Annotated in this window: 21 protein-coding genes; 7 read left to right on the forward strand and 14 right to left on the reverse strand. The window is 72.1% G+C overall.

Annotated features, from left to right (window positions below; translation table 11 throughout):
* The first annotated feature begins 71 nt into the window (after positions 1-71).
* Positions 72-485, forward strand: coding sequence for a nuclear transport factor 2 family protein (locus NUT86_RS34045; RefSeq protein WP_266442903.1), 414 nt, complete (start codon positions 72-74; stop codon positions 483-485).
* A 24-nt stretch (positions 486-509) separates the two neighbouring features.
* Here the strand turns inward: NUT86_RS34045 and NUT86_RS34050 are convergent, their stop codons facing one another.
* Entirely contained in the window at positions 510-1,328 is an 819-nt protein-coding gene (locus NUT86_RS34050) for a helix-turn-helix domain-containing protein (RefSeq protein WP_159485112.1), read from the reverse strand.
* Positions 1,329-1,562: 234 nt separating this feature from the next.
* Between NUT86_RS34050 and NUT86_RS34055 the strand changes: the two genes are divergently transcribed.
* Complete coding sequence (locus NUT86_RS34055) at positions 1,563-1,874, forward strand: 4a-hydroxytetrahydrobiopterin dehydratase (protein ID WP_026169787.1); 312 nt, start codon at positions 1,563-1,565, stop codon at positions 1,872-1,874.
* A gap of 12 nt (positions 1,875-1,886) precedes the next feature.
* Here the strand turns inward: NUT86_RS34055 and NUT86_RS34060 are convergent, their stop codons facing one another.
* The 3 genes from NUT86_RS34060 to NUT86_RS34070 all read right to left on the reverse strand — a co-directional run bounded on the left by NUT86_RS34060 (position 1,887) and on the right by NUT86_RS34070 (position 5,437).
* Complete coding sequence (locus tag NUT86_RS34060; protein WP_018090524.1) at positions 1,887-2,831, reverse strand: YihY/virulence factor BrkB family protein; 945 nt, start codon at positions 2,829-2,831, stop codon at positions 1,887-1,889.
* A gap of 89 nt (positions 2,832-2,920) precedes the next feature.
* Positions 2,921-4,300: a cryptochrome/photolyase family protein gene (locus NUT86_RS34065; RefSeq protein ID WP_274739193.1), complete on the reverse strand. Its 1,380-nt coding sequence runs from the start codon at positions 4,298-4,300 to the stop codon at positions 2,921-2,923.
* A gap of 57 nt (positions 4,301-4,357) precedes the next feature.
* A complete protein-coding gene (locus NUT86_RS34070) occupies positions 4,358-5,437 on the reverse strand; it encodes a DUF1266 domain-containing protein (RefSeq protein WP_274739195.1) in 1,080 nt (359 codons plus the stop codon).
* A gap of 119 nt (positions 5,438-5,556) precedes the next feature.
* Between NUT86_RS34070 and NUT86_RS34075 the strand changes: the two genes are divergently transcribed.
* Positions 5,557-6,468 carry a class I SAM-dependent methyltransferase gene (locus NUT86_RS34075; RefSeq protein ID WP_018090527.1) on the forward strand — a complete coding sequence of 304 codons (912 nt, stop codon included), beginning with the start codon at positions 5,557-5,559 and terminating at the stop codon, positions 6,466-6,468.
* A 60-nt stretch (positions 6,469-6,528) separates the two neighbouring features.
* Here NUT86_RS34075 and NUT86_RS34080 read toward each other — a convergent pair whose 3' ends face one another.
* From NUT86_RS34080 to NUT86_RS34100, 5 genes are all read right to left on the reverse strand, one after another.
* Positions 6,529-7,320, reverse strand: coding sequence for a VOC family protein (locus NUT86_RS34080; RefSeq protein WP_018090528.1), 792 nt, complete (start codon positions 7,318-7,320; stop codon positions 6,529-6,531).
* A 203-nt stretch (positions 7,321-7,523) separates the two neighbouring features.
* Positions 7,524-8,357: an aldo/keto reductase gene (locus NUT86_RS34085; protein ID WP_159485106.1), complete on the reverse strand. Its 834-nt coding sequence runs from the start codon at positions 8,355-8,357 to the stop codon at positions 7,524-7,526.
* A gap of 41 nt (positions 8,358-8,398) precedes the next feature.
* Positions 8,399-9,469: a hypothetical protein gene (locus tag NUT86_RS34090; RefSeq protein WP_266442784.1), complete on the reverse strand. Its 1,071-nt coding sequence runs from the start codon at positions 9,467-9,469 to the stop codon at positions 8,399-8,401.
* 112 nt (positions 9,470-9,581) lie between these two features.
* Positions 9,582-11,408, reverse strand: coding sequence for an AMP-dependent synthetase/ligase (locus NUT86_RS34095; RefSeq protein ID WP_274739199.1), 1,827 nt, complete (start codon positions 11,406-11,408; stop codon positions 9,582-9,584).
* A gap of 254 nt (positions 11,409-11,662) precedes the next feature.
* Positions 11,663-12,526 carry a LysR family transcriptional regulator gene (locus NUT86_RS34100; protein WP_018090532.1) on the reverse strand — a complete coding sequence of 288 codons (864 nt, stop codon included), beginning with the start codon at positions 12,524-12,526 and terminating at the stop codon, positions 11,663-11,665.
* A 241-nt stretch (positions 12,527-12,767) separates the two neighbouring features.
* On the opposite strand from NUT86_RS34100, the gene NUT86_RS34105 reads away from it, so the two are divergent.
* On the forward strand, positions 12,768-13,835 hold the full coding sequence (locus NUT86_RS34105) for a bile acid:sodium symporter family protein (RefSeq protein WP_274739202.1): 1,068 nt from the start codon (positions 12,768-12,770) through the stop codon (positions 13,833-13,835).
* Between the two features lie 165 nt (positions 13,836-14,000).
* On the opposite strand, the gene NUT86_RS34110 is transcribed toward NUT86_RS34105, so the two are convergent.
* Together NUT86_RS34110 and NUT86_RS34115 are read right to left on the reverse strand one after the other, a co-directional pair.
* Positions 14,001-15,959, reverse strand: coding sequence for a sialidase family protein (locus NUT86_RS34110; RefSeq protein ID WP_274739204.1), 1,959 nt, complete (start codon positions 15,957-15,959; stop codon positions 14,001-14,003).
* A gap of 256 nt (positions 15,960-16,215) precedes the next feature.
* Positions 16,216-17,160 (reverse strand): quinone oxidoreductase family protein, encoded by a 945-nt coding sequence (locus tag NUT86_RS34115; RefSeq protein WP_274739206.1) that lies wholly within the window; start codon positions 17,158-17,160, stop codon positions 16,216-16,218.
* 139 nt (positions 17,161-17,299) lie between these two features.
* Here NUT86_RS34115 and NUT86_RS34120 point away from each other — a divergent pair, with 139 nt between their 5' ends.
* Positions 17,300-17,743 (forward strand): MarR family winged helix-turn-helix transcriptional regulator, encoded by a 444-nt coding sequence (locus NUT86_RS34120; RefSeq protein WP_093645417.1) that lies wholly within the window; start codon positions 17,300-17,302, stop codon positions 17,741-17,743.
* A 33-nt stretch (positions 17,744-17,776) separates the two neighbouring features.
* On the opposite strand, the gene fdhD is transcribed toward NUT86_RS34120, so the two are convergent.
* Entirely contained in the window at positions 17,777-18,634 is an 858-nt protein-coding gene (gene fdhD, locus NUT86_RS34125; protein ID WP_274739208.1) for a formate dehydrogenase accessory sulfurtransferase FdhD, read from the reverse strand.
* A 179-nt stretch (positions 18,635-18,813) separates the two neighbouring features.
* On the reverse strand, positions 18,814-20,145 hold the full coding sequence (locus NUT86_RS34130; protein WP_274739209.1) for an FAD-dependent monooxygenase: 1,332 nt from the start codon (positions 20,143-20,145) through the stop codon (positions 18,814-18,816).
* An 821-nt stretch (positions 20,146-20,966) separates the two neighbouring features.
* Between NUT86_RS34130 and NUT86_RS34135 the strand changes: the two genes are divergently transcribed.
* Both NUT86_RS34135 and NUT86_RS34140 read left to right on the forward strand, forming a co-directional pair.
* Positions 20,967-21,353, forward strand: a complete 387-nt coding sequence (locus tag NUT86_RS34135; RefSeq protein WP_018090539.1) for a chorismate mutase — start codon at positions 20,967-20,969, stop codon at positions 21,351-21,353.
* A gap of 510 nt (positions 21,354-21,863) precedes the next feature.
* Complete coding sequence (locus tag NUT86_RS34140) at positions 21,864-23,459, forward strand: aldehyde dehydrogenase family protein (RefSeq protein WP_274739211.1); 1,596 nt, start codon at positions 21,864-21,866, stop codon at positions 23,457-23,459.
* Positions 23,460-23,481: 22 nt separating this feature from the next.
* Here NUT86_RS34140 and NUT86_RS34145 read toward each other — a convergent pair whose 3' ends face one another.
* Complete coding sequence (locus tag NUT86_RS34145) at positions 23,482-24,816, reverse strand: DUF2254 domain-containing protein (RefSeq protein ID WP_159485092.1); 1,335 nt, start codon at positions 24,814-24,816, stop codon at positions 23,482-23,484.
* Positions 24,817-24,825: the final 9 nt, after the last annotated feature.

Genomic DNA, 24,825 nt, shown 5'->3' on the forward strand with positions numbered 1-24,825 from the left:
TGCTGTTCGGGCATCACGCATTCACGCATGACGCATCACGCGTGATGGATGACGAGGAGTGGGAGTACGTCATGACGCAGCATCAGGAGCAGGTCGCTCAGCAGGCGCCTAACGCCGGCGACCAGTACACGGTTGCCGTTGCGCGGTACTTCGAGGCGTGGAATGCGCGCGAGGAGGGGGCGTTGGGCAAGGCCGTTGGGGCGGCGTTCTGTGAGGACGTCACCTATACCGATCCGTTGGCCGATGTCGTGGGGCATGACGGGCTGGTGGCCGCGATCGCCGGGGCCCACGCGCAGTTCCCCGGTTATGAGTTCCGGCAGCTGGGTGAGGTGGACGGGCACCACGACATTGCGCGGTTCGGGTGGGAGTTGGTCAGTGTGGTGGACGGGGCGGCGCCGGTGGCCGGGTTCGATGTGATGCGGCTGGGGGAGGACGGGCGGATCCGGTCCGTCCTGGGGTTCCTGGACCGGGTGCCTGCTGTTTGAGTCCGGCAGCCGAACCCGGCGGCGCTACGACCTCACCTCGCCCCGCAAATACGCCGCCGTCTCCGGATCGGCCGGCAGGAAGGTTTCCACCGCCAGTTCGGAGACGGTCACGTCCATGGGGGTGTTGAAGGTGGCGATGGTCGAGATGAAGGACAGCACGGTGTTGTCGTGTTCGATCACCATGGGCAGTGCGAAGGGTGCATGGTCGCCGAAGGCCGCCACCTCACGGCCGCCCGGTGGCAGGGGGTAGGCGCGCACCTCGTCGTAGAGCGCGCGCAGGGGGGCGGAGCGCATCAGGGCCAGCTGCCGCTCCATCTGGGAGAGAAGGTGGCCGCGCCACTCGCGGTAGTTGCGGATGCGGGGGGCCAGGCCTTCGGGGTGCATGGTGATCCGCATGGCGTTCAGGGGCGGCTGCAGCAACGAGGGGGCCACGCCCTCCAGCAGCATGCTGATGCCGCGGTTGGCCGCCTGGACGTGGTAGGTCCCGTCGACCACCAGCGCGGGGAACGGTTCGTAGCCGGTCAGCAGGCGTTCCATACCGGAGCGCAGGGCGGCCATCGAGGGGTCGTCCAGCGGGGTCTCCGGGAAGGTCGGGGCGTAGCCCGCCGCGATCAGCAGGGCGTTGCGCTCCCGTACGGGGACGTCGAGATGTTCGGCGAGCCGGAGGACCATCTCCTGGCTCGGGCGGGAGCGGCCGGTCTCGATGAAGCTGATGTGGCGGGCGGAGGAGTCGGCGCGCAGCGCCAGCTCCAGCTGGCTGATCCGGCGCCGGCCGCGCCATTCGCGCAACAGTGTGCCCACGCCCGTGGTCGTCTCCGGCGAGGACGCCGCAGCAGTTGTCATGGGAGGGACGGTAGCCGAGGGGTGGGGATGCGGGCAGGTCGAGCTGGGGGAACGAGCCGGGGGCGGGGGCCCGGACGGGAGGGGGTGGGTGCCGTGCTGCCGTTACGGGGGAAAGGGGCGGCGGCGTGCCAGGGTGGGAGTGGTGTGGCCGGCGCGGCAGGAGGCGGCGGCCGGACAGTGATACGTATCGGGAGCCGGCTCATCGGTGCCGGCACACGGCGAGAGGCGAGCGCGATGAATGCTCAGGTGGAACCGCTCAGCGCGACGGAGGTCGAGGAGCGTCTCGCGGAGCTGCCGGGATGGTCCGTGGAGGGTGAGCAGCTGCGCCGGCACTACCTCTTCCACGGGCACTTTCCGGCCGCCGCCATGGTCCTCCACATCGCGCAGATCCAGGAGGAGTTGGGGCACCATGCCGATCTCACCCTGGGCTACAACCGGATCGACATCGCGGTGAACACCCACAGCATCGGCGGCCGGATCACCCACCTCGACTTCGGTCTCGCCCGCCGTATCGAGGAGATCGCGCCGGGCCACGGGGTGCGCTGACCCGGCGCGGGCTCAGCTGCCGGTGCGGGGCCGTACCACGCGCCCCGCACGTGCCAGTTCCACATTGAACTGGGCGCCGGACAGCAGCGACAGATGGGAGAACCACAGCCAGATCAGGAACACCACCGGCCCCGCGAGCGAGCCGTAGAGCCGGTTGAAGGTGCCGACGTACGAGGCGTAGAGGGCGAATCCGGCGGAGGAGATCAGCCAGAGGAGCACGGCGACCACGCCGCCGGGGGCCGCCCTGCGCACACCGCGGGAACTGGGCGGTCCGGAACGGAACAGCACCATCGCCAGCACCGTGGCCAGGAGCAGCAGCAGCGGCCACTTCAGCACGTTCCAGGTCGCCTCGCCCGCCTCCCCGAGCCCCACGGCCCGGCCCAGTGCGGTCGCGATCGGCCCGCTCACCAGCAGCGCCACCGCGCTGCTGATCAGCAGCGCCATCAGCAGCAGCGCCGTGCACAGGATGCGCGGCGCCTTCCGCCACGGCGGCCGGTCGTCCTTCGTGCGGTGCATGGCGTGCAGCGCACGGCGGAACACCGCCAGATAGCTGCAGGACGACCACAGCGCGCTGATCAGGGCGCCGCCCACCACCACCCACGCGGCGGTCTGTTGCTGCGCCATGCCGACCAGCGCCCGGTGGACGGTCGGGCCCGCCTCGGCCGGGGCGAGCGAACTGATCTGGTTGATGAGCTGTTCGGTGGCCGGCGGATCGGCGAGACCGATCAGCGACACCGTGACGATCAGCGACGGCAGCAGCGCCAGCACCGAGTAGTACGTCAGGCTCGCGGCCCAGTCCGTCACATCGTCGTGCCACACGGACAGTGGCGTACGGCGCAGCGCGGTACGGCACTGGGCCCAGGTCGGCAGCGCGGCCGGCTGCCTCGGCCCCGCCGCCCCGAGTGCCCGGTCCAGCAGTGTCCGGTCCAGCTCGCGGCGCATACCGCTCCCGCCCATGTCGTATCCGTCCTTTTCTCCGTCGGTCCGCCCTGCATCATCTCCCGGCCCGGCCGCCGCCCACGACACACGGCCGTCCGGTGCCCCGCTCACTCCAGCCCGCGCGCCCGCCTGAACCGCACCAGCCCGTCCGCCAGGTCCACCACGGGATCCGGATAGTCGTACGCCGCGCGCTCGGGCCCGGACAGCTTCCACGGCTGGTGCACCGCCGGGCCCGCGAGCCCCGCCAGCTCGGGTACCCAGCGCCGTACGTAGGCGCCCTCGGGATCGAACCGCCGGGCCTGGACGAGCGGGTTCAGCACCCGGTTGGGCCGGGTATCGGTGCCGGTCCCGGCCACCCACTGCCAGTTGAGCTGGTTGTTCGCCACATCGCCGTCCACCAGCAGGTCTAGGAAGTGCCGCGCGCCCACCCGCCAGTCCACATACAGCGTCTTGGTCAGAAAGCTCGCCACCAGCATCCGGGCCCGGTTGTGCAGCCACCCCTCGTGCAGCAGCTGCCGCATCCCCGCGTCGACCACCGGATAGCCGGTAAGGCCCTCCTTCCAGGCCGTCACCTCGGCGCCGTCATAGCGCCAGCGGTCGCCCTTGGTGCGGTAGTCGGCGCGTGCCGCACCGGGCCGGGCCGCCAGCACCTGATGGTGGAAGTCCCGCCAGGCCAGCTGCCGTACGAAGGCCTCGGCACCGGCGTCGCTCCGGCCGGACGCCTTGTGCACCAGCTCGACCGGCGAGAGGCATCCGAAGTGCAGATACGGCGACAGCCGCGAGGTGGCATCGCCGGGCAGATCGTCCTGGCGGTCCTGATAGTCGGCCATTCCCGACCGCTGCCAGGCCCCGAACCGGCGGCGCCCCGCCCGCTCGCCGCCCTCCGGCAGCGCGGGCGACGGCTCGCCGTCCGGGCACAGAACCTGCGCGGACGGCAGCTTCTCGGACCGCACCTCGGCGGGGACCCGTACGGAGCGCGGCGCGGGCAGCACCGAACGCCGTCCCGCGGCCTGCCAGCGCCGGAAATACGGGGTGAAGACCGCGAAGTGGTCCTTGCCCGGGCCGGAGGGCAGCACCGCGCCGGGCGGCTGCGCGGTGATCACCGCGTCATGGACCACCAGGGAACGCCCCGCCGCCGCCAGCTCCGCGCCCAGCCGCCGCTCCCTGCGCAGCGCGTAACCGCTCACCCCGGCCGCGAGGTGCACCTCCCCGGCCCCGGTCTCCGCGGCAACCCGGCAGGTCTCGGTGACCACGTCCCCCGTACGGATGACCAGCCGACCGCCCCGTTCGCGCAGCCCCGCATCCAGATCCGCCAGCGCATCGGCCAGAAACGCCGCCCGGTTGGGCACCATGAACCCGGCGCCGGCGATTCCCGTGTCGACGACGAACAGCGGTACCACCTGTGGCGCGGCCCGCAGCGCGGCATGCAGCACCGGCTGATCGTGCAGCCGGAGGTCGGAGCTGAACAGGCAGAGCGCTACATCCATGCCCTACGTCTACACCGAACCGCTGCCTCGCGAGCCGCCCGCCGCGGCGCCCGAGGGTCAGGCGAAGGGCAGCCCGCGCCACGGCGAGGACGGGTCCTGGGTGAGGACGCGGTGGAGATGCACCGCCTCCGCGTACTGCGGCCCGAACCAGCCGTTGTCGAACGCCAGCATCCGGCCCAGGGCATAGCCCGCGGCGAACTCCTCCCACGAGCCGTACACCTCCCTGGTCCGCGCGATGACCTGCTGCACGGCCTGCTCGGCCTGGTGCGGTGCGCACAGCCGGGCGCCCAGGCCCCAGCGGACGAGATTGACGGCATGCGCATGGTCCAGCGCGACCAGGGACACCACCCTGCCGCCGGCCGGCAGCAGCCCGTCCGTGCGGAACCGCTCCTCGTAGCGGGTCACGAGCTCGGGGACGGCGGGGGTGTCCGCGGCGTCCGGGGAGCCCGCGGCCTCCGGCTCCTCGCCGGCCGCGTCCTTTTGGCCCTCGGCAGCCCGGGCGCGTGCGCGCAGCGCCGTCTCGGTCTCCGCCGGGACGAACTGCCCGCCGAGCAGCTGGTCCAGACGCTGCTGCCAACTGGCGGGGTCGGTCACCGACCACTGGTCGCGCAGGGTCTGCGCGTCCGCGGCGTGGTCGAGGAAGGCCGTACCGAGTTCGTTCCACGGCACGCTGTGGTGCACCGCGATCGGCGCCCCGCACGCCAGCCCCTGGGCGACGGGGCCGTGCAGCGGACCGCCGTAGTGCGTGACGAGCATTCCGCCGGGCCGCACCCCGCCCTGGGCGCGGAGCCGCAGCCAGCCGGCGCGGTGGGTGCGTGACGCGGCGAGGTACGCGGCGCACGGCGTCCCGGGGTTCACCGCGAGCCGCCACTTGTCGTTCGGCCAGTCCTGCGCCAGTTCCTCCACCGAAACGCGGTCGAAGAACTGCTGCGCCTGCCACGGCGGCAGCATGCCGCGGGTCAGGACGGGAATGCACTTACCGCCCGCCGCCGGGTCGTCGTAGACGGGCAGCGGGTCCTGACCCTGCTGCGGGACCGCCAAATACAGATCCTCACCCGCGATCGCCGCGACCTGACCGTCCCAGTCCCCACGTGCCGTTGCTTCGCACAGCCGCCGCTCGGTATCCGTCGGCGGCATCCATCCCGGAGTAGCCACAGGCCAAGACCCTACGATCACCCGCTCTCCCGCGGGAACCTGGGGTTGCCGGCCCGGCAAGGAAGATTGCATGCGCACCATCCGTCACGGAGGCTCGGAGCATGAGCAACCCCGACCGGCCCGGCCCCGGGCACCACCACCCGCACGACAGCGCCCACCTCGACTGGGAGGTGCTCGGCCCGCACCTCGAACGGGGCGCCGAGCTGTACACACCGCTCTACGAACAGGTCGCGGACTGGCTGCGTGAGCCGGCCACCGGCGCGCCCGGCCCCGGCTCGGGCGGAGTGCGCAGAGTGCTCGACATCGGCAGCGGGCCCGGCGTCGTCAGCTGTCTGCTGGCCCGCGCCTTCCCCGACGCCGAGGTGGTCGCGGTGGACGCGACCGAGGCACTCCTGGAGCGGGCCCGCGACCGGGCCGTCCGCCTCGGCCTCGGCGACCGGGTCCACACCCATCCCGCCGAGCTCCCGGACGGACTCGACGCCCTCGGCGGCGCCGATCTCATCTGGTCGAGCAAGGCCCTGCACCACATCGGTGACCAGCGTGCCGCGGTCGCCGCCCTGGCCGGGCATCTGCGGCCCGGCGGACTGCTCGCCATCGCCGAGGGCGGTCTCGCCCCGCGCTTTCTGCCGCGCGACCTCGGTATCGGCCGCCCGGGGCTGCAGTCCCGGCTCGACGCGGCCGGCGAGGAGTGGTTCACCGAGATGCGTGCGGCGCTGCCCGACGCCGCCGACGAGACCGAGGACTGGCCCGCCTTCCTCGCCGACGCCGGTCTGCGCACCCCGCGGACCCGCAGCTTCCTGCTGGATCTGCCGGCCCCGCTGTCCGCCGGTGCCCGCGCCTACGTCGTGGCCAACCTGACCCAGGCGCGCGACATGTACGGCGACCGCTTCGACGAGGACGACCTCGCCACCCTCGCCCGCCTCACCGATCCCGAGGACGCCGCCGGTATCACCCGCCGCCCCGACGCCTTCTTCCTGTCGGCGCAGACCGTCCACACGGCACGGGCGCAGTAGCCCACGGGGCGGCGGCCGGCGCCCCCGCGCCCGTGCGCCGGCCTGCCGTCTCCGCCCGGATCAGCCCTGATCCATCGGCTTGGGATGGATGACGGCGAAGGTCGCGCCCTGCGGATCGCTCACCACGGCCATCCGGCCGGCAACCATGTCGAAGGGCCGCTGCAGCGCCGCGCCGCCGGCCGCGGTCACCTTGTCGACCGTCTCATCGGTGTCCGCCACCGAGAAGTACGCGAGCCAGTGTGAGGGGGTGTCGGACGGCATCTGCTCGGACATCGGCTGCATTCCGCCCACCGGACGGTCCTTCACCACCAGGGAGTAGTAGTTGTCGGCGCCTTCCATGGGGGAGCTCTCGATGCCGAGGGCGGCCTTGTAGAACGTGGCGGCGGCGGACGGGTCGGTGGTGTTGAGCTCGTTCCAGATCAGCGCGCCGTGCTCGTTGACGATGCCCGCGCCGGGGAAGTCGATGGCCTGCCAGACGCCGAACACCGCGCCGGTGGGGTCGGCCGCGATACACATCTTGCCGAGCGTCATCACGTCCATGACGGGCATCAGGACCGTGCCGTCGGCACCCCGCACGGCTTGGGAGGTGGCATCCGCGTCGGCGGCCGCCAGATAGGTGGTCCATACGGTCGGCGGCGCGGGCTGGCCGCCCATCGGCACCGCGGCCATGATGCCGGCCACCGGCTTGCCGTGGAGCTCACACACCGCGTAGCCGCCGGTCTCGGGGGGCCCGATCTCTCCCGTCCACCCGAAGACCTGGGAGTAGAAGTCGATGGCCGCTTGCTGGTCAGGGGCCGCGAGGTCGATCCAGCAGGGCGTCCCGGGCTGGTAGGGAGCTGTGACTTCAGGCATCAAGGCCTCCTCGATGGGGCACCTCCCAGACCCTTCAGGCACGGGGGAGGAGCGGAACGCGGAGGGGTACCGGCCCCGGTCGGCACGCCTCGGGAGCCACCCCACACTCACCCTCCACACTCACCGCCGTCCGCCGAGCCCGCCACTCGGATGCACCGCGGCGCCGCCCGGAGGAGCCGGGCGGCGCCGGGACGGGCAGCGGATCAGGCCACGTCGAAGGTGGCCGGGTCCGGGCCGAGCCGCTTGCCGGATTCCAGGCCGGCCAGCGCGGAGAGGTCCGCGTCATCCAGCTCGAAGTCGAAGACGTCGATGTTCTCGGCGATGCGCGAGGGGGTGACGGACTTCGGGATGACGACATTGCCGAGCTGGAGGTGCCAGCGCAGCACGACCTGGGCGGGGGTCTTGCCGTGCTTGGCGGCGAGCTCCGCGATCGTCGGGTCCTTCAGGAGGCCCTTGCCCTGGCCGAGCGGCGACCAGGCCTCGGTCACGATGTTGTGCCGGGCGTGGAAGGCGCGGGAGGCGGCCTGCTGGAACTGGGGGTGCAGCTCGATCTGGTTGACGGCCGGGACGACGGAGGTCTCGCCCAGCAGCCGCTCCAGGTGCTCGGTCAGGAAGTTGGAGACGCCGATGGCCTTGGCGCGGCCGTCCGCGTAGAGCTTCTCCACCGCCTTGTACGTCTCGATGTACGTGTCCTTGGACGGGAGCGGCCAGTGGATCAGATAGAGGTCGACGTACTCCAGGCCGAGCTTGGCCAGGGAGGTGTCGAACGCGCGGAGCGTCGCGTCGTGGCCCTGGTCGGCATTCCAGAGCTTGGTCGTGACGAAGAGCTCGTCACGGTCGATGCCGGAGGCGGCGAGCGCCTTGCCGGTGCCTTCTTCGTTGCCGTAGATCGCCGCGGTGTCGATGCTGCGGTACCCGGCGTCCAGGGCCTGGCCGACGGCGCTGAACGCCTGCTCGTCCTCGACCTGCCAGACGCCGAAGCCGAGCTGCGGCATCGCGACGCCGTTGTTGAGCGTGATGGACGGAACCTTGCTCACGGGGGAATCGATCCTTACGTCGGCATTCGTCTTCAGGGATGTCAACGATCATCCGCTGTCGCGCATTCCCGTGCGGCGGGACGGGATGCAGGAGTTGCGTCGCTTTCCCGGGCGTGCGCCGTGGCCGGGGCCGGGTGACCGCCCGCGGCCGCGGGTGCGGAGCGGGTCGCGGCGGTGAGTTCGCAGAGCGCGAACGCCCCGGCGCACAGCACCGTGAGTCCGGCACACAGTTCCAGGGCCCCGACCAGCCCCGGGAGCCCCTCGGGGACCGCGGAGGCGCCGGGGGAGAGGCCGTCGGCAACCGCCTGCCCGAGCCACAGACAGCCACCGCAGGCGAAGGCCGCGGCACTGCCGGACCAGGCCAGGACCAGCGGCGTACGGACCCTCAGCCGGGGCAGCGGGCCCGGCAGGACCAGCAGCAGCAGCCCGGCGGCGCCGGCGAGCGAGAGCAGGCCCGCGGCCCAGTCCGACGCGGAGCTGATGACGGTACGGGCGGCCACATCGGGCGCCGCCACACCCAGGGTCGAGCCCGCGCCCCAGAGGATGTGGACGGTGCCCAGCGCCGCGAGCAGCACCGCGGCGGGCAGCAGGAAGATCCGCTGCACCGCCCGGGTGCCGGTGTCCGGCAGCGCGCGCAGCGGGCGCCGCAGCAGACCGCCCCAGCGCTGGTGTGCGTACAGCGCGAAGGCGCCGAGCAGGGTGACGGCCTCGACGGCGAAGCCGCCGTAGACGACGCCGAACACCCACGGGGCGAGGAAGTCGCCGGCGGACAGCGGGTTGCGGGCGCCGGTGACCAGGGCGGTGACGCTGCCGCCGACGAGGCCCGTCATCAAGGGGATGAGCAGTCCTGACGCCATCCACAACGGGAAGGCGAGCAGCCAGGCCGGGGTGCGGCGGCCGGCCGGGCGGGTGAGGGTGTGTGCCACCACGGCGGCGACGGCGTCCAGGAGGAAGGTGACGACATTGGCCGTGATCCAGGCGGCGCGGCCGATGCGGTGGTTGTCGACGACGCCGATGTCGAAGCCCAGCACCCACAGCAGCTTGAGCGCGAGGTACGGGACACAGGCGACGACCGCGAGCCGGCCGAGGAGAGTGAGGCGTCGGGTATCCATGGCAGGAGCCTCGTCGGCCGCGGCGCGGACGGCGTCCGACCGGCGGACGATCCGGGTCCGCCGGACGGGGGAGCGCCGCGGTGCCGGCCGGCGCCCACGGCCGCCCCGACCGTCACGCCTGGTACAGCGCGTCCACCTCGGCCGTGTACGTCGTCTCGATCGCCTTGCGCTTGAGCTTCAACGACGGGGTCAGCAGCCCGTGTTCCTCGCTGAACTGGTTGGCCAGTATCCGGAACGTACGGATCGACTCGGCCTGGGAGACGAGCGTGTTGGCGGCGACTACGGCGCGCCGGATCTCGGTCTCCAGGTCCGGGTCGCGCACCAGGTCGGTGGCCGGCATCTCCGGTTTGTCGCGCATGGCCAGCCAGTGGGTGACCGCCTCCGGGTCCAGGGTCACCAGCGCGGCGATGAACGGCCGGTCGTTGCCGACGACGATGCACTGGGCGACCAGCGGATGCGCCCGTACCCGTTCCTCCAGGCCCACCGGCGAGACGGTCTTGCCGCCGGAGGTGACCAGGATCTCCTTCTTGCGGCCGGTGATGGTCAGATAGCCGTCCTCGTCCAGCGCGCCCAGGTCACCGGTGGAGAACCAGCCGTCGTGCAGCACGGCATCGGTCGCCTTGGGGTCGTTGTGGTAGCCGTGGAAGACCTGCCCGCCGTACAGCCAGATCTCGCCGTCCTCCGCGATGTGCACGGTGGTGCCCGGGACGGGGGTGCCGACGGTGCCGAAGCGGGTCCGCTCGGGCGGGTTGGCGGTGGCGGCCGCGGTGCTCTCCGTCAGCCCGTAGCCCTCGAAGATCCGCACCCCGGCGCCGGCGAAGAACAGCCCGAGCCGGCGCTCCATCGCCGAGCCGCCCGACATCGCATGCCGCACCCTGCCGCCCATGGCCGCCCGGACCTTGCTGTAGACCACCTTGTCGAAGAACTGGTGCTGCATCCGCAGCGAGGCACCGGGGCCGGATCCGGTCCCGAAGGCCTTGTGCTCCTGCGCCTCGGCATAACGGACCGCGATCTCGACGGCCTTGTCGAACGGCCCCACCTTGCCGTCCGCCTCCGCCCGGCGCCGGGCCGCGGCGAAGACCTTCTCGAAGATGTACGGCACCGCCAGGATGAACGTGGGCTGGAAGGTCTGCAGGTCGGGCAGGAGCGCACGGGCCGCCAGCTCGGGCTGGTGGCCCAGCTTGACCCGGCCACGGATCGCGGCCACCTGGACCATCCGCCCGAAGACATGGGCCAGCGGGAGGAACAGCAGCGTGGCCGCCTCGTCGCCCGGCTTGGAGTGGAAGACCTTCTCATAGCGCAGCACGATGTTGTCGGACTCGGCCATGAAGTTGGCGTGCGAGATCAGACAGCCCTTGGGGCGGCCGGTGGTGCCGGAGGTGTAGATGATCGTCGCCGTGGCGTCCGGCGTGACGGCCATCCGGTGGCGGTGGACGACATCGTCGTCGATATGCGCACCGGCCGCGGTGAGTTCGGCCACCGGGTCGGCGTCCAGCTGCCACAGCTTGCGCAGCTGCGGCAGCCGGTCGATGACCGAGCCGACGGTCATCGCGTGGTCCTCGTGCTCGACCAGGCATGCCGAGACGCCCGCGTTGTGCAGCATCCAGAAGACCTGCTCCGCCGACGAGGTTGGATACAGCGGTACGGACTGGACGCCGATGGACCACAGCGCGAAGTCGAACAGGGTCCACTCATAGCGCGTACGCGACATGATGCCGACGCGGTCGCCGAACCGGACACCCTGGGCCAGCAGGCCCTTGGCCAGTGCGATGACCTCGTCCCGGAACTGGCCGGAGGTGACGTTCTGCCAGTTCCCCGCTTCGTCCTTACGCGCCAGCGCGACGCGGTCGGGGTCGGATTCGGCGTGCTCGTAGACGGCGTCCGCCAGCCCGCCGACCCGGGGCGCGGTCGCCAGAGGCGGGACGGTGAACTCGCGCAATGACCCAGCTCCTCGTGGTGTTGCTCACAAGGCCGCGACCGTACCCCACCGTGACGGCATCCGGCAGAGCCGTACCACGTCGCGAACACGGCCGCACAGGAACTGGCCAACTGGAGAAAACGGGTTACTTCGGAGAAGCGTGGACATGATCCAGCCGGTTCAACGCCGGACGATCACGACGCCGGGACCATATCTGCACCAAATCTCTGCACGTGACAGTGGATCAGCCGGTCCGTCCTGACTCCTGTCGCCGATCAGGGGAGCTGCAGGCGGTCGCCGCCCGCGAGGATCGCGTCGGCCAGTGCCTCCGCAGGGCCCCGCGCCGCGCGGTCGAGCTGTCCGTACAGGAGAACGAAATCCACGCCGCCCAGTTCCGGAAGTCCGGCACGTGGCTGAATCTGGACCAGTCCTGGCGGAATCATGCCCCTCGTATGTGCCATAACGCCCAGGCCTGCCCTGGTTGCGGCAATCAGTCCGTTCAGGCTTCCGCTGGTGCAGGCGATCCGCCACTCCCGGCCCGCGCGCTCCAGCGCCTCCAGCGCACGGGCGCGGGTCAGCGCGGGTGGCGGGTAGACGACCAACGGGACCGGGCGCTGCGGATCGAGGCGCAGCCGCTCGGCCCCCACCCACACCAGCCGGTCGCGCCAGACCAGCCGTCCGCGGGAGTCCTCCGTGCGCCGCTTGGCGAGGACGAGATCCAGCCGACCGGCCGCCTCCAGCTCGTGCAGGGTCCCCGAGAGTTCGACGGTCAGTTCCAGATCGACCTCGGGGTGGTCCCGCCGGAACTCTTCGAGGACCTCCGGCATCCGGGTCAGCACGAAGTCCTCGGAGGCGCCGAAGCGGAGCCTGCCGCGCAGCCGGGTGCCCGCGAAGAAGCTCGCGGCGCGCTCGTTCGCCTCCAGGATCGTGCGGGCGAAGCCGAGCATCGCCTCGCCGTCCTCGGTCAGCTCCACGCCATGGGTGTCCCGGGCGAACAGCCGGCGCCCGGCGGCCTCCTCCAGCTTCCGTACGTGCTGGCTCACCGTCGACTGCCGCAGCCCGAGCCGGTGCGCGGCCTGGGTGAAGCTCAGTGTCTGCGCCACGGCGAGAAAGGTGCGCAGCTGGGCGGGTTCGAACACGGGCCCTCCGTCCCTGGCCGGCCCTCGGGCCTGCCGGCCCCTGGGCGCTCATCGCCAACTGTAATAACAGTGACCACGGTAAGAGGGGTTCCCGATCGCTGCAGCTCACGGCACCCTGGACAGGGCCCAGGCACAGGGCCCGCCCAGGCCACAGGACCCGCCCAAGGCCACAGGACCCGCCCAGGCCCCGTGCCCGCCCGGGCCACCGTGCCCCGAGCCGCCGAACGACCGAAGAGAGACCATGCGCCGCCCCCCTCTGCCCAAGCTCCTGTCCCGGCTGCCCGTGGACGGTTACATCCTGGCGTTGGTGGGCACCGTCGCCCTGGCCGCGCTGCTGCCCGCCCGCGGACCGGCCGCCACCGCCGCCGAGGGTGCCTCCACCGGAGCCGTAGCGCTGCTCTTCTTCCTCTACGGCGCCCGGCTCTCCACCCGGGAGGCGATGGACGGCCTGCGCCACTGGCGGCTCCATCTCACCGTCCTGGCCTGCACCTTCGTCGTCTTCCCGGTACTCGGCCTGGCCGCCCGCGGACTGGTCCCCCAGATCCTGCCGCCCACCCTCTACACCGGTCTGCTGTTCCTGTGCCTGGTGCCGTCCACGGTCCAGTCCTCGATCGCCTTCACCTCCATCGCCCGCGGCAATGTCGCGGCGGCGATCTGCGCCGGCTCGTTCTCCAGCCTGGTGGGCATCGTCGTCACCCCGCTGCTGGCGGGCCTGGTCCTGCACGGGGGCGGCGGCGGCTTCTCCGCCGGGTCACTGGTCTCGATCGTCTGCCAGCTCCTGCTGCCGTTCCTCGCCGGGCAGTTGCTGCGGCGGTGGGTCGGGAACTGGCTCATCCGGCACAAGAAGGCCCTCGGCTACGTGGACCGCGGCTCGATACTGCTCGTCGTCTACACCGCCTTCAGCGCCGGGATGGTCCAGGGCATCTGGCACCAGGTCTCCGCGCTGCGGCTGCTGTGTCTGCTGGGGGTGGAGGCCGTGCTGCTCGCGGTGATGCTGTCCGCCACCTGGTACGGCTCGAAGAAGCTCGGCTTCCACCGGGCGGACCGGATCGCGATCACCTTCGCCGGCTCCAAGAAGAGCCTGGCGGCCGGTCTCCCGATGGCCAGCGTCCTCTTCGGCGCACAGGCCGGGCTCGCGGCGCTGCCGCTGATGGTGTTCCACCAGATGCAGCTGATGGTCTGCGCGGTCCTCGCGAAGCGTTTCGCGGAGTCCGCGGCCCCGGAGGCGGCAGTGGCGGGCGCCGCCGCGGGAAGCGCGGCGGTGACGGAGGCCGCGGGGGATGTGGTGGCCAGCGTGGAGCGGCGTTAGCGGAGCCCCGTGCGGTCCCGGGGTTCAGGGGGACAGGGGCAGGCTGCGTGCCGGTCCCCGCGGGCCCGCCCCGGTCCGTAAGACGCCCATGGCCCGCCCCGACGCGGTCGCGTCAGGGTAGGCCATGGATGTTGTCGTCCGCCGCGCCGATCAGTTCTTCGCTGATCAGTTCTTCGCGCCTCCCCGCACCCGGTCCAGCGGCAGCCCCGTGACCAGTGGGCCGTTCGCCGGGGCGTTGCCGGCCCGTACGCCGGACAGTTCGGCGTCGGTCAGCGCCCGCCGGTAGACGCGTACCTCGTCCAGTGCACCGGTGAACTGGACGCGGCTGTCGGGCTTCTGGCCGAGGTGGACGCCGAAGACCGAGCCGCGGCTGACCGACCCGGGGACACCGGGGGCGACGGTGGTCTCGCCCCCGTCCACGGTGAGCAGCAGCCGGCCGCCACTACGGCGCAGCGCCAAATGGTGCCAGCTGCCGTCGTTGTAGGCGTCGTTGGTCACCGCCTGGGCGGTGGCGGGCGGTTGGGCGCCGTCGACAGCGGTGAGGCGGGCGACGATCCGGTCATGGGCGGGGTCGCCCGCGAGTGAGACCTGCGGGGACCTGGTGCCCACACTGCCCATCCACAGCAGCGGCTGTTCACCGGTGGTGGCGTCATAGCGGAACCACAGGCTGCAGGTGAACTCGCCGGTGCCCAGGGGGAGGGAGCGGCGGAAGGGGAGGCGTACCGCATCGTCGGTGCCGTCGAAGGACAGCGCCCGGCCGAAGTGGCCGTCGGTGCCGCGGGCGCCGCCCAGGACGAGCGCCGGCCGGGCGCCGGGGGCGGTGTCGCGGGTCGTGGGATCCGGGGCGCGCCGCGGGCCGAGCCAGTCCTCGGTGAAGCGGGCGAAGCGGATCTCGTCCCGGGCGTCGACCGCGCCGCCCTCATACATCAGGCCGGTGACCTCATGGGAGATGGCGACCAGATCGGAGTAGCCGGACCAGTCGGTGGCGACCCGGGCGCCGCGGTCGGCGCTCTCCCAGGTGCGGCCCTCGTCATAGGAGGAGCGGATGGTCATGGTCCGGCGCCGGTCGGGGTCGGCGGGTGCCGCGAACAGGGTGCGGCTGCGGCCGGTGCTCGGGTGCGGCAGGCGCAGCGCCGAGCCCTGCACCATCGGGGTGTAGAGGTCGGGGAGGGCGCGGAACGGTGCGACGAAGGAGCCGCCGCCGTCGCGGCTGACCGCCGCGGTGCGATGGCCCAGGTCGGTGCCGTCCTGTTCGCGGCCGTTGACGTAGACCGAGCCGTCGGAGCGCTCCAGGAGGGTCATCTCCGAGGGCTTTTGACGGAACGTCCCACCCGGCGCGACGGGCCAGGTGTCCAGCGCGCCGACCTTCCAGGTGGCGCCGCCGTCGTCGCTGTGGATCAGGGCGGCGTGGTTGGCGGTGACCCGGTGGTCCGCGTAGCTCTCGGCATTCATGCTGAACACCAGCCGGCCCGCGTGCCGTCCGTGGGTGAGCTGGATGCCGTGCACCGGACCGGTGGCGTACCAGGAGTTCCACTGCGGAGGCCGGATGCTGTCGGTCAGGTCCCGGGGCGGGGACCAGGTCGAGCCGTCGTCGTCGCTGTACTGGAGATGAGGGGTGCGATCGCAGGGGACATCACAGCTGAGGCCGTCGGTGCGGCCCTTGTTGTAGGTCTCGGCAAGGACGATACGGCCGGTGCGGCGGTCCACGATGGGCGCCGGATTGCCGTGGGTGTCGCCGTTTCCGCGGTTGATGACCTGAAGCGGTCCCCAGGTCCGGCCGCCGTCGGTGGAGCGCTTGAGGACGAGGTCGATATCGCCCGCGTCGCCGCAGTCGTGCCGCCGGCCCTCGGCGAACGCGAGCAGGGTCCCGCGCGTGGACTGCACGACGGCCGGTATACGGAAGCAGTAGTAGCCCTTCTCTTGCGACGCCTTGAAGAGGATCTGCTGGTCGAATCCACCGGCGGGGGCGGCGGAGGAGCCCGGCGCACCGTCCGGCGCGGCATGGACGGGGGCGGTCGGCAGGAGGGCGACGGCGGTGGCGGTCAGTGCGGCGAGCAGGGCCGCGACGCGGCGTCGCCGGGGTCTGCTGCGGGGGCTGGGGTGTGCGCGGAGAACTGACGTCATGGTCCGGCCTGCCCTTCGAGGCATCGGCGTCGGGTCATCAGGACATCCCACGTCCTATGTGCATCGCGACGGAAGCTACTGCCGCGTGCGGACCGCGACAAGGAGCATGCGCCGGTTCTCCGTGCCGCAGCCGGAATTCACTCTCCCGGCTCGCAGGTACTGCGCCGGGTGCGCCGGGTGAGCCGGGTGCGCTGCGGGGGCCGGGAGTGCCGCGTGTGCCCGGCGCACCGCATGTGCCGTATACGCCCGCCGGATCTCATGGCCGCAGCACCACCTTGCCGAGATTGGCCCGGGCCTCGATGATCTCGTGCGCCTTCGCGGCCTCGTCCAGCGGCAGTTCGGCATGGACGGCGGCCCGCAGCCGGCCGGACCCGGCCAGCTCCCACAGCTGTGCGCGGTGCTCCTCGTACAGCTCCCGCTGGACGGTGGAGAAGCGGCGCATCGTCAGCCCGGTGATGGTCTTGTCGCCCGCCAGCAGTTCATACGCCGGGACCGTGCCGCCACCGGAGTTGAAGAAGATCAGCCGGCCGCCGGGAGCCAGCGCGGCCAGCGCCCGCGGCAGCAGCTCGCCGCCGACGCCGTCCAGGACGATATCGGCCGGTGCACCCCAGGACTCCTGGTCATAGGTCACCACCTCATCGGCCCCCAGCCCGCGGAGGAACTCCGCCTTGGCGGCCGAGCTGACGGCGGCAACCACCCGGGGCACCCCCTGGAGCTTGGCCAGTTGGACGGCGAGATGCCCGGTGGCGCCGGCCGCGCCGGTGATCAGTACGGACTCGGCGCCCCGCGGTGCGGCGGTGCTGAGCGCGGCGAGCGCGACATGCCCGCTGCGCACCAGCGCCACCGCCTCCACGGCGCTCGCCCCGTCCGGTATCCGGCTCGCCAGAAAGGCGGGCGCGAGGGCGAGTTCGGTATAGGAACCGGTGAAGGTGAGCGAGGTGACGCGGTCGCCCGGGGCGAAGCCGGTGACGTCCGGGCCGAGCGCGACGACCGTACCGGCGATCTCTCCGCCGGGCATGGAGGGCAGCGGATCGCCGCCCCCGTTGCCGTCACCGCGGACCCGCCGTACGCACGGCAGCGTGACGCCGATCGCCTCCGTACGCACCAGGAGTTCACCCGGGCCGGGCACCGGCTCCTCCGCCGTCTCCTCGACGCGCAGGACGTCGGGACCGCCGTAGGAATGGAATCGGACGCGGCGCATGGGCGGGCACCTCCAGGGTCGGCAGCCGGTGCGTACCGGCCAGGCTTCATTGGGTTCCCCAACGATACCGACGAACCGTTGGGGCGGCCAATGGTTTTTTCATTGGGCTCTCCAATGGCTTTCTCGCTACGATGGCCCCATGGCCGACACTCCGTACGCCCCCAGCCGTATCCGTGCGCTCCCCAGTTGGCTGCTGGGCCGCGCCGCCGCCCGCGGCCACCGCCTGGTAGCCGACGCCCTCGCCGCAGAAGGCATGCGGATGATGCATCACGCCGTCCTCTCGGCGGTCGCCGAACTCGGTCCGGTCTCCCAGGCGGAGCTCGGCCGGACGCTGGCCATCGACCCCAAGGACATGGTCGCGATCGTCAACGACCTCCAGAAGGACGGGCTGGTGACCCGCACTCCCGACCCCAAGGACCGGCGCAAGAACGCCGTCGAGATCTCCGCCGACGGACGGCGGCGGCTGCGCCGCACCCAGCAGCTCGGCGACGAGGCCAACGCGGAGCTGACCGCGGCCCTGACCCCGGCCGAACGCGAGCAGTTGATCGCCCTGCTGACCCGGATCGCGCTGCCGGAGGGGTGAGGTGCGGCCGCCGGGTCGTGCGCGGTGTGCGCCTCAGTCCGTGGAGGCCGCCGCGCTCAGGGCGAGCCGGTGCTCACCCGCGTACACATTCATCGAGGTGCCGCGCAGAAACCCGACCAGGGTCAGTCCGGTCTCGACGGCCAGATCGACGGCGAGCGAGGACGGCGCCGAGACCGCGGCCAGCACGGGAATGCCCGCCATCACCGCCTTCTGCACCAGCTCGAACGACGCCCGGCCGGAGACCATCAGCACACAGGAGGACAGTGGCAGCCGCCCCTGTTGCAGCGCCCGCCCGACGATCTTGTCGACGGCGTTGTGCCGCCCCACGTCCTCCCGGATGTCGAGCAGCTCACCGTCCGTCGTGAACAGCGCCGCGGCATGCAGGCCCCCCGTCCGCTCGAACACCCGCTGGGCCGCCCGCAGTCGGTCGGGGAGGGCGCTGAGCGTCGCCGGTTCGATCCGGACCGGGGTGTCGGGGGAGGTGTCCAGGGGCCAGCGGGCGGTGGTGCGGACCGCGTCCAGGCTGGCCTTGCCGCACAGCCCGCACGACGAGGTCGTGTAGACATTGCGCTCCAGGGTGATGTCCGGGACCGGAACCCCGTCCGCGAGCCGGACGTCGACCACGTTGTAGGTGTTGCTCCCACCCTCACCGGTGGCCCCCGCGCAGTAGACGATGTTCGCCAGTTCGGCGGCGCTCGCCAGGACGCCCTCGCTGACGAGGAAGCCGGCGGCGAGCGCGAAGTCGTCCCCCGGGGTGCGCATGGTGATCGCCAGCGGCTTGCCGCCGAGCCGGATCTCCATCGGCTCCTCGGCGACGAGGGTGTCCGGGCGGGTGCTCACGGCACCGTCGCGGATCCGGATGACGCGGCGTCGCTCGGTGACCCGTCCCATGTCTGATCAGTCCCGTCCGCACCGGGCCGGCGCAGTCCCGGTGCTGTATGTGTCGTCGGCCCAAGCGGACCTTGATACGGAGATCGCCGTGGCCACCGGCTGCCGCGGGGGCGAGGTGACCTCGGCGTTCTCATTCTCCTGCACAGGCGGGTGGGGCGGTGCGCCGGGGACGGGCGGTGTCAGTTCTGCATCTCGCGGCCCCCGAACGCGCCCGAGCCGTCGGCCGCGGACCAGGCCGCCGCCAGTCCGGTCTGGTCCAGCGTCCGCCAGTCCGGGGTGTCCTGCACCAGGAACCGGCCCAGCCGCCGTCCCAGCTCGACCATCGCCCGGCCGGTCACACCCCGCTCGGCGCCGTACATGTCCAGGGCATCCGGCCGCTCCGGTACGGCGCGCAGCGCGGCTTCCAGGGCGGCGGCATCCTGCAATGCCTTCACCGCACCCCCGGCCGTGTGCGGGCGGGCGACGGTGGCCGCGTCGCCCGCGAGCAGCAGCCGGCCGACGGTGTAGCGCGGCGCCGTGAAGTCGTACATCGGCTGGATGAACAGCTCATCGCGGGGCGTCAGCCGGATCAGCCCTCCCCAGTAAGGAGGCAGCAACTCATCGGTGACATGGGCGAGATGGGTGTGCAGGGCGTCGGTGAGGGTGCCGGGCGGCAGGCTGGTGGGGGACTCCAGCGCCAGGTCGAGACCGGCGGGCGGGGCGGTGTACAGGACCCAGTTGGCGCGGTGGCCGCCCTGGCCGTCCGGGATGCGGTAGATGATGACGTGGCCGCCGGGGAAGACGACGTAGATACAGTCCTCCACCGCCCAGGGGGTGGCCGGCAGGCCGGGGAAGTCGAGTGCCGTCAGCCGCTCGGCGGGGACGGCGCCGCGCCAGGCCAGATAGCCGGCGTAGCCGGGCCGCACCTCGGGAAACGCGGCGTCGCGGACCGTCGAGCGGTAGCCGTCGGCGCCGATGACCAGGTCGAAGCGCTCGGTACGGTCTCCGGCGTGAGGCCGCGCGCCTCCGCTCTTGTCGGTGCCGGTGCCGGTGCCGGTGCCGGTGCCGGTGCTTCCGCTTCCGTCGCCGTCGTCGAGTTGCAGGGTGGCGCCGTCCGCGGAAGTGCCGGCCCCGGCCACCCGTACGCCCGGCCGGAAGACGGTGTCTTCAGGCAGCCGCTGCCGTAACTCCCGCCAGAGTGGCCCCCAGCAGTACGAGCGGAACGGGAAGGGCAGGACGGCGAGCGGGCGGCCGAGCGGTGCGGCGCCGTCGCGGTGGTACCAGCGGCGGGTGGTCAGCTGCACCCAGGGCATGGCGGCATCGAGATATCCGGCGGCCGCGAGTTCGGCGTACCGGGCGTCGTGCACCGCCAGGCCGACGCCGCGGTCGGCGAGGTGGCCGGCGGTGCGTTCGAGGACGGTGATCCGGCCCGCGCCGGCGCGATGCGCGGCAAGAGCTGTGGCGCAACCGGCGATACTGCCGCCCACGACGGCGACATCGGCCCCTGCGATCTGAATGCGATCTGTGTTCATACGGCGGGTCCCCCCTGCACTCTCCGGCGGCCGGTGGTCGGCCGGCGGCCTGCTGTCGACGGGGCACATTCTCACAGGAGTTGCCCCTTTCCGGACGTGATCCACGTGGCGGAGCAGCGGGTCGTCCAGGAGGGGGCAGGGGATGCGCGTGCGGCGACCTCGGTTGTCCGGAGGGGGACGTCGGGGGTGCCCCTGTCGCCCCTGTCGCCGGGACGTGGCTGCTTCCGCGTACGACGGCCGACCGTGGACCGGTCACGAGCATGAGTCCGGCCGGCTGTCGGAGAAACAGGAGGAAGACGGAGGGATGGCCGGGCCGTGGTGTGGGTAGGTGGTTGAACCGGGGCCTGGTCAGCGCCCCGGATTCCGGGCCGGCCGACCGCCGTGGCCCGCGAGGAACGGCCCGGTGACGGGATCTGTGGGGGATCCCGCCACCGGGCGTACCGAAGACACCGCCCCCTTACGGGGGTGGGGAGTTCACCGACAGCGGCGGCCTCGGTCATCGCCGCTGAACCCGTGCCGAACTCCTCCGTCTCCCGGCCCTCTTCACGGTTTCGGGCGCTCTGCTCGTGGGCCATCACGGCCGCCCACCACCGGCACCACCACCGGACCGCGCCCGCCCCGGGCGCCTGTGACCGATGCCGGAACCCTCCCACCGAAATGGCTGGAACAGGCTCATCCCACCTCACCCCACCCGGTCCGATCCGCGAGACCAGCCCAGGTCACCGGCCTCTGTCCGGGTAATGTGCAGCCGATCACGGATGACGTGCCCGAAGCACGACACCACATCAGGCACCCGACCGACCACGAATGGCGAGACGCACATGAGCGAAGGGACAGCACCGGCGGCCGGCGAAGCGGCCTCCGTCGCCGACGAGGCGGCCCGTGAGCGGCTGCTCTACCTGCGCGGCAGCATCGACAACCTCGACGCCGCCCTTGTGCATCTGCTCGCCGAGCGCTTCAAGTGCACCCAGCAGGTCGGCGAACTCAAGGCCCGGCACAGCCTGCCGCCCGCCGACCCGGCCCGGGAGGCCGCGCAGATCGAACGGCTGCGCCGGCTGGCCGAGGACGCCAAGCTGGACCCGGCGTTCGCCGAGAAGTTCCTGAACTTCATCATCGGCGAGGTCGTCCGCCACCACCGGGCGATCGCCGACCGTACGCACGAGGCGTCGGCGGAACCGGCGGAACCGGCCGGACCCACCGCGGGCTGAGCCCCGTACGCACGACGGACGCCATGGCACCGCCCGCGCGGCAACCGCCCCGCGGGCGCCCTCGTCTCCGACGCGGCCGGCAGCACACCGGCCGCGAAGCCCGCGGCGCACGGCCGTGAAGCCCGCAGTCCACCGGCCGCGAAGCCGACGGCGCCCCGCCCGCGAATCCCACGGCCCACCGGCCGCGAATTCCACACTCCGCAGGCCATGAAGCCGACGGCGCCTCGCCCGCGAAGAACCACGCCCTGCAGGCAGCTCGGCGACGGGGCGGACCCCTCGGACGCCCCTCCCACCCGCAAATTGGCGCGGCTCGTCCTTGACCATTAGCCCCACGGTCGCCTCACCCAGCTGGCCCCGCCGCCCATACCGAGTGACACTCGCCATACCTGATGCCGGACCGTCCCGCAGTGTCACCGCGCCCACTACCGTCCAGTAACACGGTTCCTCCGGGAGCCGCCCGAGCGCCACCACCCTGCCCCTCCGGCCGTGCACCGAGAGCGGAGACACACGATGGCCACCACCCCCGAATCCCCCGCGGACCCGCGGCACAGCGCCCGCCCCGCGCCCGCCCCGACGCTCGTCCTGAAGCCCGGTACGTCCTGGCAGGACGCCTGGCAGCGCAGTCTGGCCGCGGCCCCCGAGGCGTTCCGCGACGACCACGCCCTCAACCTCTGGGGCGCCGCCTGGCACCCGGACGGCCACCCGCTGCCCGCCACCAGCCCCGTCGACGGGAGCCCCATCGCCGGCCCGCCCCGGCTCGACGCGGACGCCGCGCTGCACGCCGTACGTGCCTCCCTCGACCAGCACCGGGCCTGGCGCCAGGTCCCGTTGGCCGAACGCAAGGCCCGGATCTCCGCCACCCTCGACGCCCTGACCGAACACCGCGAACTGCTCGCCCTCCTCCTCGTCTGGGAGATCGGCAAACCCTGGAAGCTCGCGCAGGCGGACGTCGACCGGGCCATCGACGGGGTCCGCTGGTACGTCTCCGAGATCGACCGGATGCTCGTCGACCGCACCCCGCTGCCCGGCCCGGTCAGCAACATCGCCAGCTGGAACTACCCGATGTCGGTCCTGATCCACGCGATGCTCGTGCAGGCGCTGGCCGGCAACGCGGTGATCGCCAAGACGCCCACCGACGGCGGTCTGGTCTGTCTCACCCTCGCCTGCGCCCTGGCCGCCCGGGAGGGCGTCCCGGCCACCCTGGTCAGCGGCAGCGGCAAGGAGCTCTCGCCCTCCCTCGTCCGCTCACCCGAGATCGGCTGTGTTTCGTTCGTCGGCGGCCGGGACACCGGCGCCCGGGTCGCCACCGCGGTCGCCGACCTAGGCAAACGCCACATCCTCGAACAAGAGGGCCTCAACACCTGGGGCATCTGGAACTTCACCGACTGGCCGGCCCTGACGCCGCTGCTCCGCAAGACCTTCGACTACGCCAAGCAGCGCTGCACCGCCTACCCCCGCTTCGTCGTCCAGCGCGAGGCCTTCGCCGACTTCCTCGCCGCCTACCTCCCGGCCGTCCGCAGCGTCCGTTTCGGCCACCCCCTGGCCGTCGCGGACCCCGCCGATCCGCTCCCCGAACTCGACTTCGGCCCGCTGATCAACGCCGCCAAGGCCAAGGAACTCGCCGATCTCACCAACGAGGCGATCTCCCGGGGCGCGGTCCCCCTGCACCGCGGCAGCCTGGCGGACGGTCACTTCCTGCCCTCCCAGGACACCTCGGCCTACCTCCCGCCGACCACCCTCCTGGCCCCGCCCCCGTCCTCCCCGCTCCACCACGCCGAGCCGTTCGGCCCCGTCGACACCCTCGTCCTCGTCGACACCGAGGCGGAACTCCTCGCCGCCATGAACGCCAGCAACGGCGCCCTGGTCGCCAGCCTTTCCTGTGACGACAAGGACACCTACGACCGCCTCGCACCGCAGATCCGCGCCTTCAAGGTCGGCCACGGCAAGCCCCGTTCCCGAGGCGACCGCGATGAGCTCTTCGGCGGCTTCGGCAACTCCTGGAGCGGTGCGTTCGTCGGCGGTGAACTCCTCGTCCGCGCCGTCACCGAAGGCCCGGTGTCCGAACGCCTGCCGGGCAACTTCCCCGACTACCACCTGATGCCCTGACGAGGGCGCGAAACCGGCGGTCCTAGCCGATCCCCTGCCGATCGGGGGACGAGGCGAACCGCCGGTCCGGCGCCGACGGCACCGCACGCTCCACCGCCTGCAACAGGAGCGTGCGGTGCCGCACCAGCGGTTCCCGGCGCGGCTCCGGCGCGAGCAGCAGCAGATCATCGATCCCGGCCAGCATCCGCCGGGTGACCTGCGGACTGTGCACCGCGGCCGCCCGGATCTCGGTGAGCCCCAGGTCCACCAGATCGGCCCAGCCCGGCACGTTCTGCACCAGCCGCACGGCTCCCCGGCGGTCCCGGTGGTGCACCGCCCCGAGCGGCCGCCGCACCACCGCCGCGAGAATCTGCACGATCCGGTCCAGGCACTGCACGGCCGTGGTCGGATCGTTCACCGCCGGCGACAGCGCACGCAGCGCGATGTCCGACAACTGCCGCAGCCCGAGCCCGAGATCCTGGTGAAAGGTCCGCTCCACCCCCACCGACACCGTGCGCCGCAGCGCCCACCGGGGCGGCGTCGTCCCGCCGTGCACCGCCAGCACCGGCGTCCCCGGCAGCACGAAGTCCCCGATCCGCGGAATCAGCCGCAGCACGACGCCCTGCCGCCGCGCCACCCGCACCAGCCGCGCCACATGCGCATCCAGCACGACCCCGGCCCGGCCCGCATGCGCCACGCGCCCCGTCTCGGGCGCCAGGGAGGCCCCGTCCTCCGCGCCCTCCCCGCCCGTGCCCTGCCGCGCCAGCATCCGCAGCGTCTCCCGGGTGATCCGGTCGACCACCGGCCCCACCTGCATCAGCCGCAGCGTGGCCGACACATACGCGATGAACAGCAGCAGACTGAGTGCCACCAGGACCATCGTCAGCAGGTTCTGCACCACGGGCACCGACGTGACCTGCCGGACATCGGTCTCACTCTCGTACGAGGTGAGCACCAGCAGCGAGAAGAGGAAGGTCGCCAGGAACACCGTGAGCGTGATCTTGCTGATCCGGCTCCGGATGAAGATCCGCACCACCCGCGGGGTGAGCTGACCGCTGGCCATCTGCACGGCGACCAGCGAAATGCTGAAGACCACACCGATGAAGGTCATCATCGCCGAGCTGATCGTCGTCACGATCGTCCTGGTGTCCTCGGCGATCGATACCAGCTCCCGGACCGCCGCGTACGCCTTCTCGCGCTGCAGCAGCGCGATGATCTCCAGATCGAGCGTCGACGCTCCCCACCACAGCAGCACCGCACCCACCAGCCCCACCGACGGCGCGAACCAGAAGGTGTCCCGCAGATGCTCCCGCAGCGGTGACAGCGCACGTGGCCTGCGCGGACCACTGATATGTGCGATATGTCCCTCATTGCCCATAAATCGAGG

Origin of the sequence: Streptomyces sp. G7(2002), from assembly GCF_028870195.1 — a bacterium.
Taxonomy (GTDB): domain Bacteria; phylum Actinomycetota; class Actinomycetes; order Streptomycetales; family Streptomycetaceae; genus Streptomyces; species Streptomyces nigrescens.

Bases quoted from the DNA above. Each gene is read 5' to 3' on its own strand.
- NUT86_RS34045 (WP_266442903.1), top strand. From the start codon at position 72: ATGACGCAGCATCAGGAGCAGGTCGCTCAGCAGGCGCCTAACGCCGGC.
- NUT86_RS34050 (WP_159485112.1), bottom strand. From the start codon at position 1,328: ATGACAACTGCTGCGGCGTCCTCGCCGGAGACGACCACGGGCGTGGGC.
- NUT86_RS34055 (WP_026169787.1), top strand. From the start codon at position 1,563: ATGAATGCTCAGGTGGAACCGCTCAGCGCGACGGAGGTCGAGGAGCGT.
- NUT86_RS34060 (WP_018090524.1), bottom strand. From the start codon at position 2,831: ATGGGCGGGAGCGGTATGCGCCGCGAGCTGGACCGGACACTGCTGGAC.
- NUT86_RS34065 (WP_274739193.1), bottom strand. From the start codon at position 4,300: ATGGATGTAGCGCTCTGCCTGTTCAGCTCCGACCTCCGGCTGCACGAT.
- NUT86_RS34070 (WP_274739195.1), bottom strand. From the start codon at position 5,437: ATGCCGCCGACGGATACCGAGCGGCGGCTGTGCGAAGCAACGGCACGT.
- NUT86_RS34075 (WP_018090527.1), top strand. From the start codon at position 5,557: ATGAGCAACCCCGACCGGCCCGGCCCCGGGCACCACCACCCGCACGAC.
- NUT86_RS34080 (WP_018090528.1), bottom strand. From the start codon at position 7,320: ATGCCTGAAGTCACAGCTCCCTACCAGCCCGGGACGCCCTGCTGGATC.
- NUT86_RS34090 (WP_266442784.1), bottom strand. From the start codon at position 9,469: ATGGATACCCGACGCCTCACTCTCCTCGGCCGGCTCGCGGTCGTCGCC.
- NUT86_RS34105 (WP_274739202.1), top strand. From the start codon at position 12,768: ATGCGCCGCCCCCCTCTGCCCAAGCTCCTGTCCCGGCTGCCCGTGGAC.
- NUT86_RS34110 (WP_274739204.1), bottom strand. From the start codon at position 15,959: ATGACGTCAGTTCTCCGCGCACACCCCAGCCCCCGCAGCAGACCCCGG.
- NUT86_RS34115 (WP_274739206.1), bottom strand. From the start codon at position 17,160: ATGCGCCGCGTCCGATTCCATTCCTACGGCGGTCCCGACGTCCTGCGC.
- NUT86_RS34120 (WP_093645417.1), top strand. From the start codon at position 17,300: ATGGCCGACACTCCGTACGCCCCCAGCCGTATCCGTGCGCTCCCCAGT.
- fdhD (WP_274739208.1), bottom strand. From the start codon at position 18,634: ATGGGACGGGTCACCGAGCGACGCCGCGTCATCCGGATCCGCGACGGT.
- NUT86_RS34130 (WP_274739209.1), bottom strand. From the start codon at position 20,145: ATGAACACAGATCGCATTCAGATCGCAGGGGCCGATGTCGCCGTCGTG.
- NUT86_RS34135 (WP_018090539.1), top strand. From the start codon at position 20,967: ATGAGCGAAGGGACAGCACCGGCGGCCGGCGAAGCGGCCTCCGTCGCC.
- NUT86_RS34140 (WP_274739211.1), top strand. From the start codon at position 21,864: ATGGCCACCACCCCCGAATCCCCCGCGGACCCGCGGCACAGCGCCCGC.
- NUT86_RS34145 (WP_159485092.1), bottom strand. From the start codon at position 24,816: ATGGGCAATGAGGGACATATCGCACATATCAGTGGTCCGCGCAGGCCA.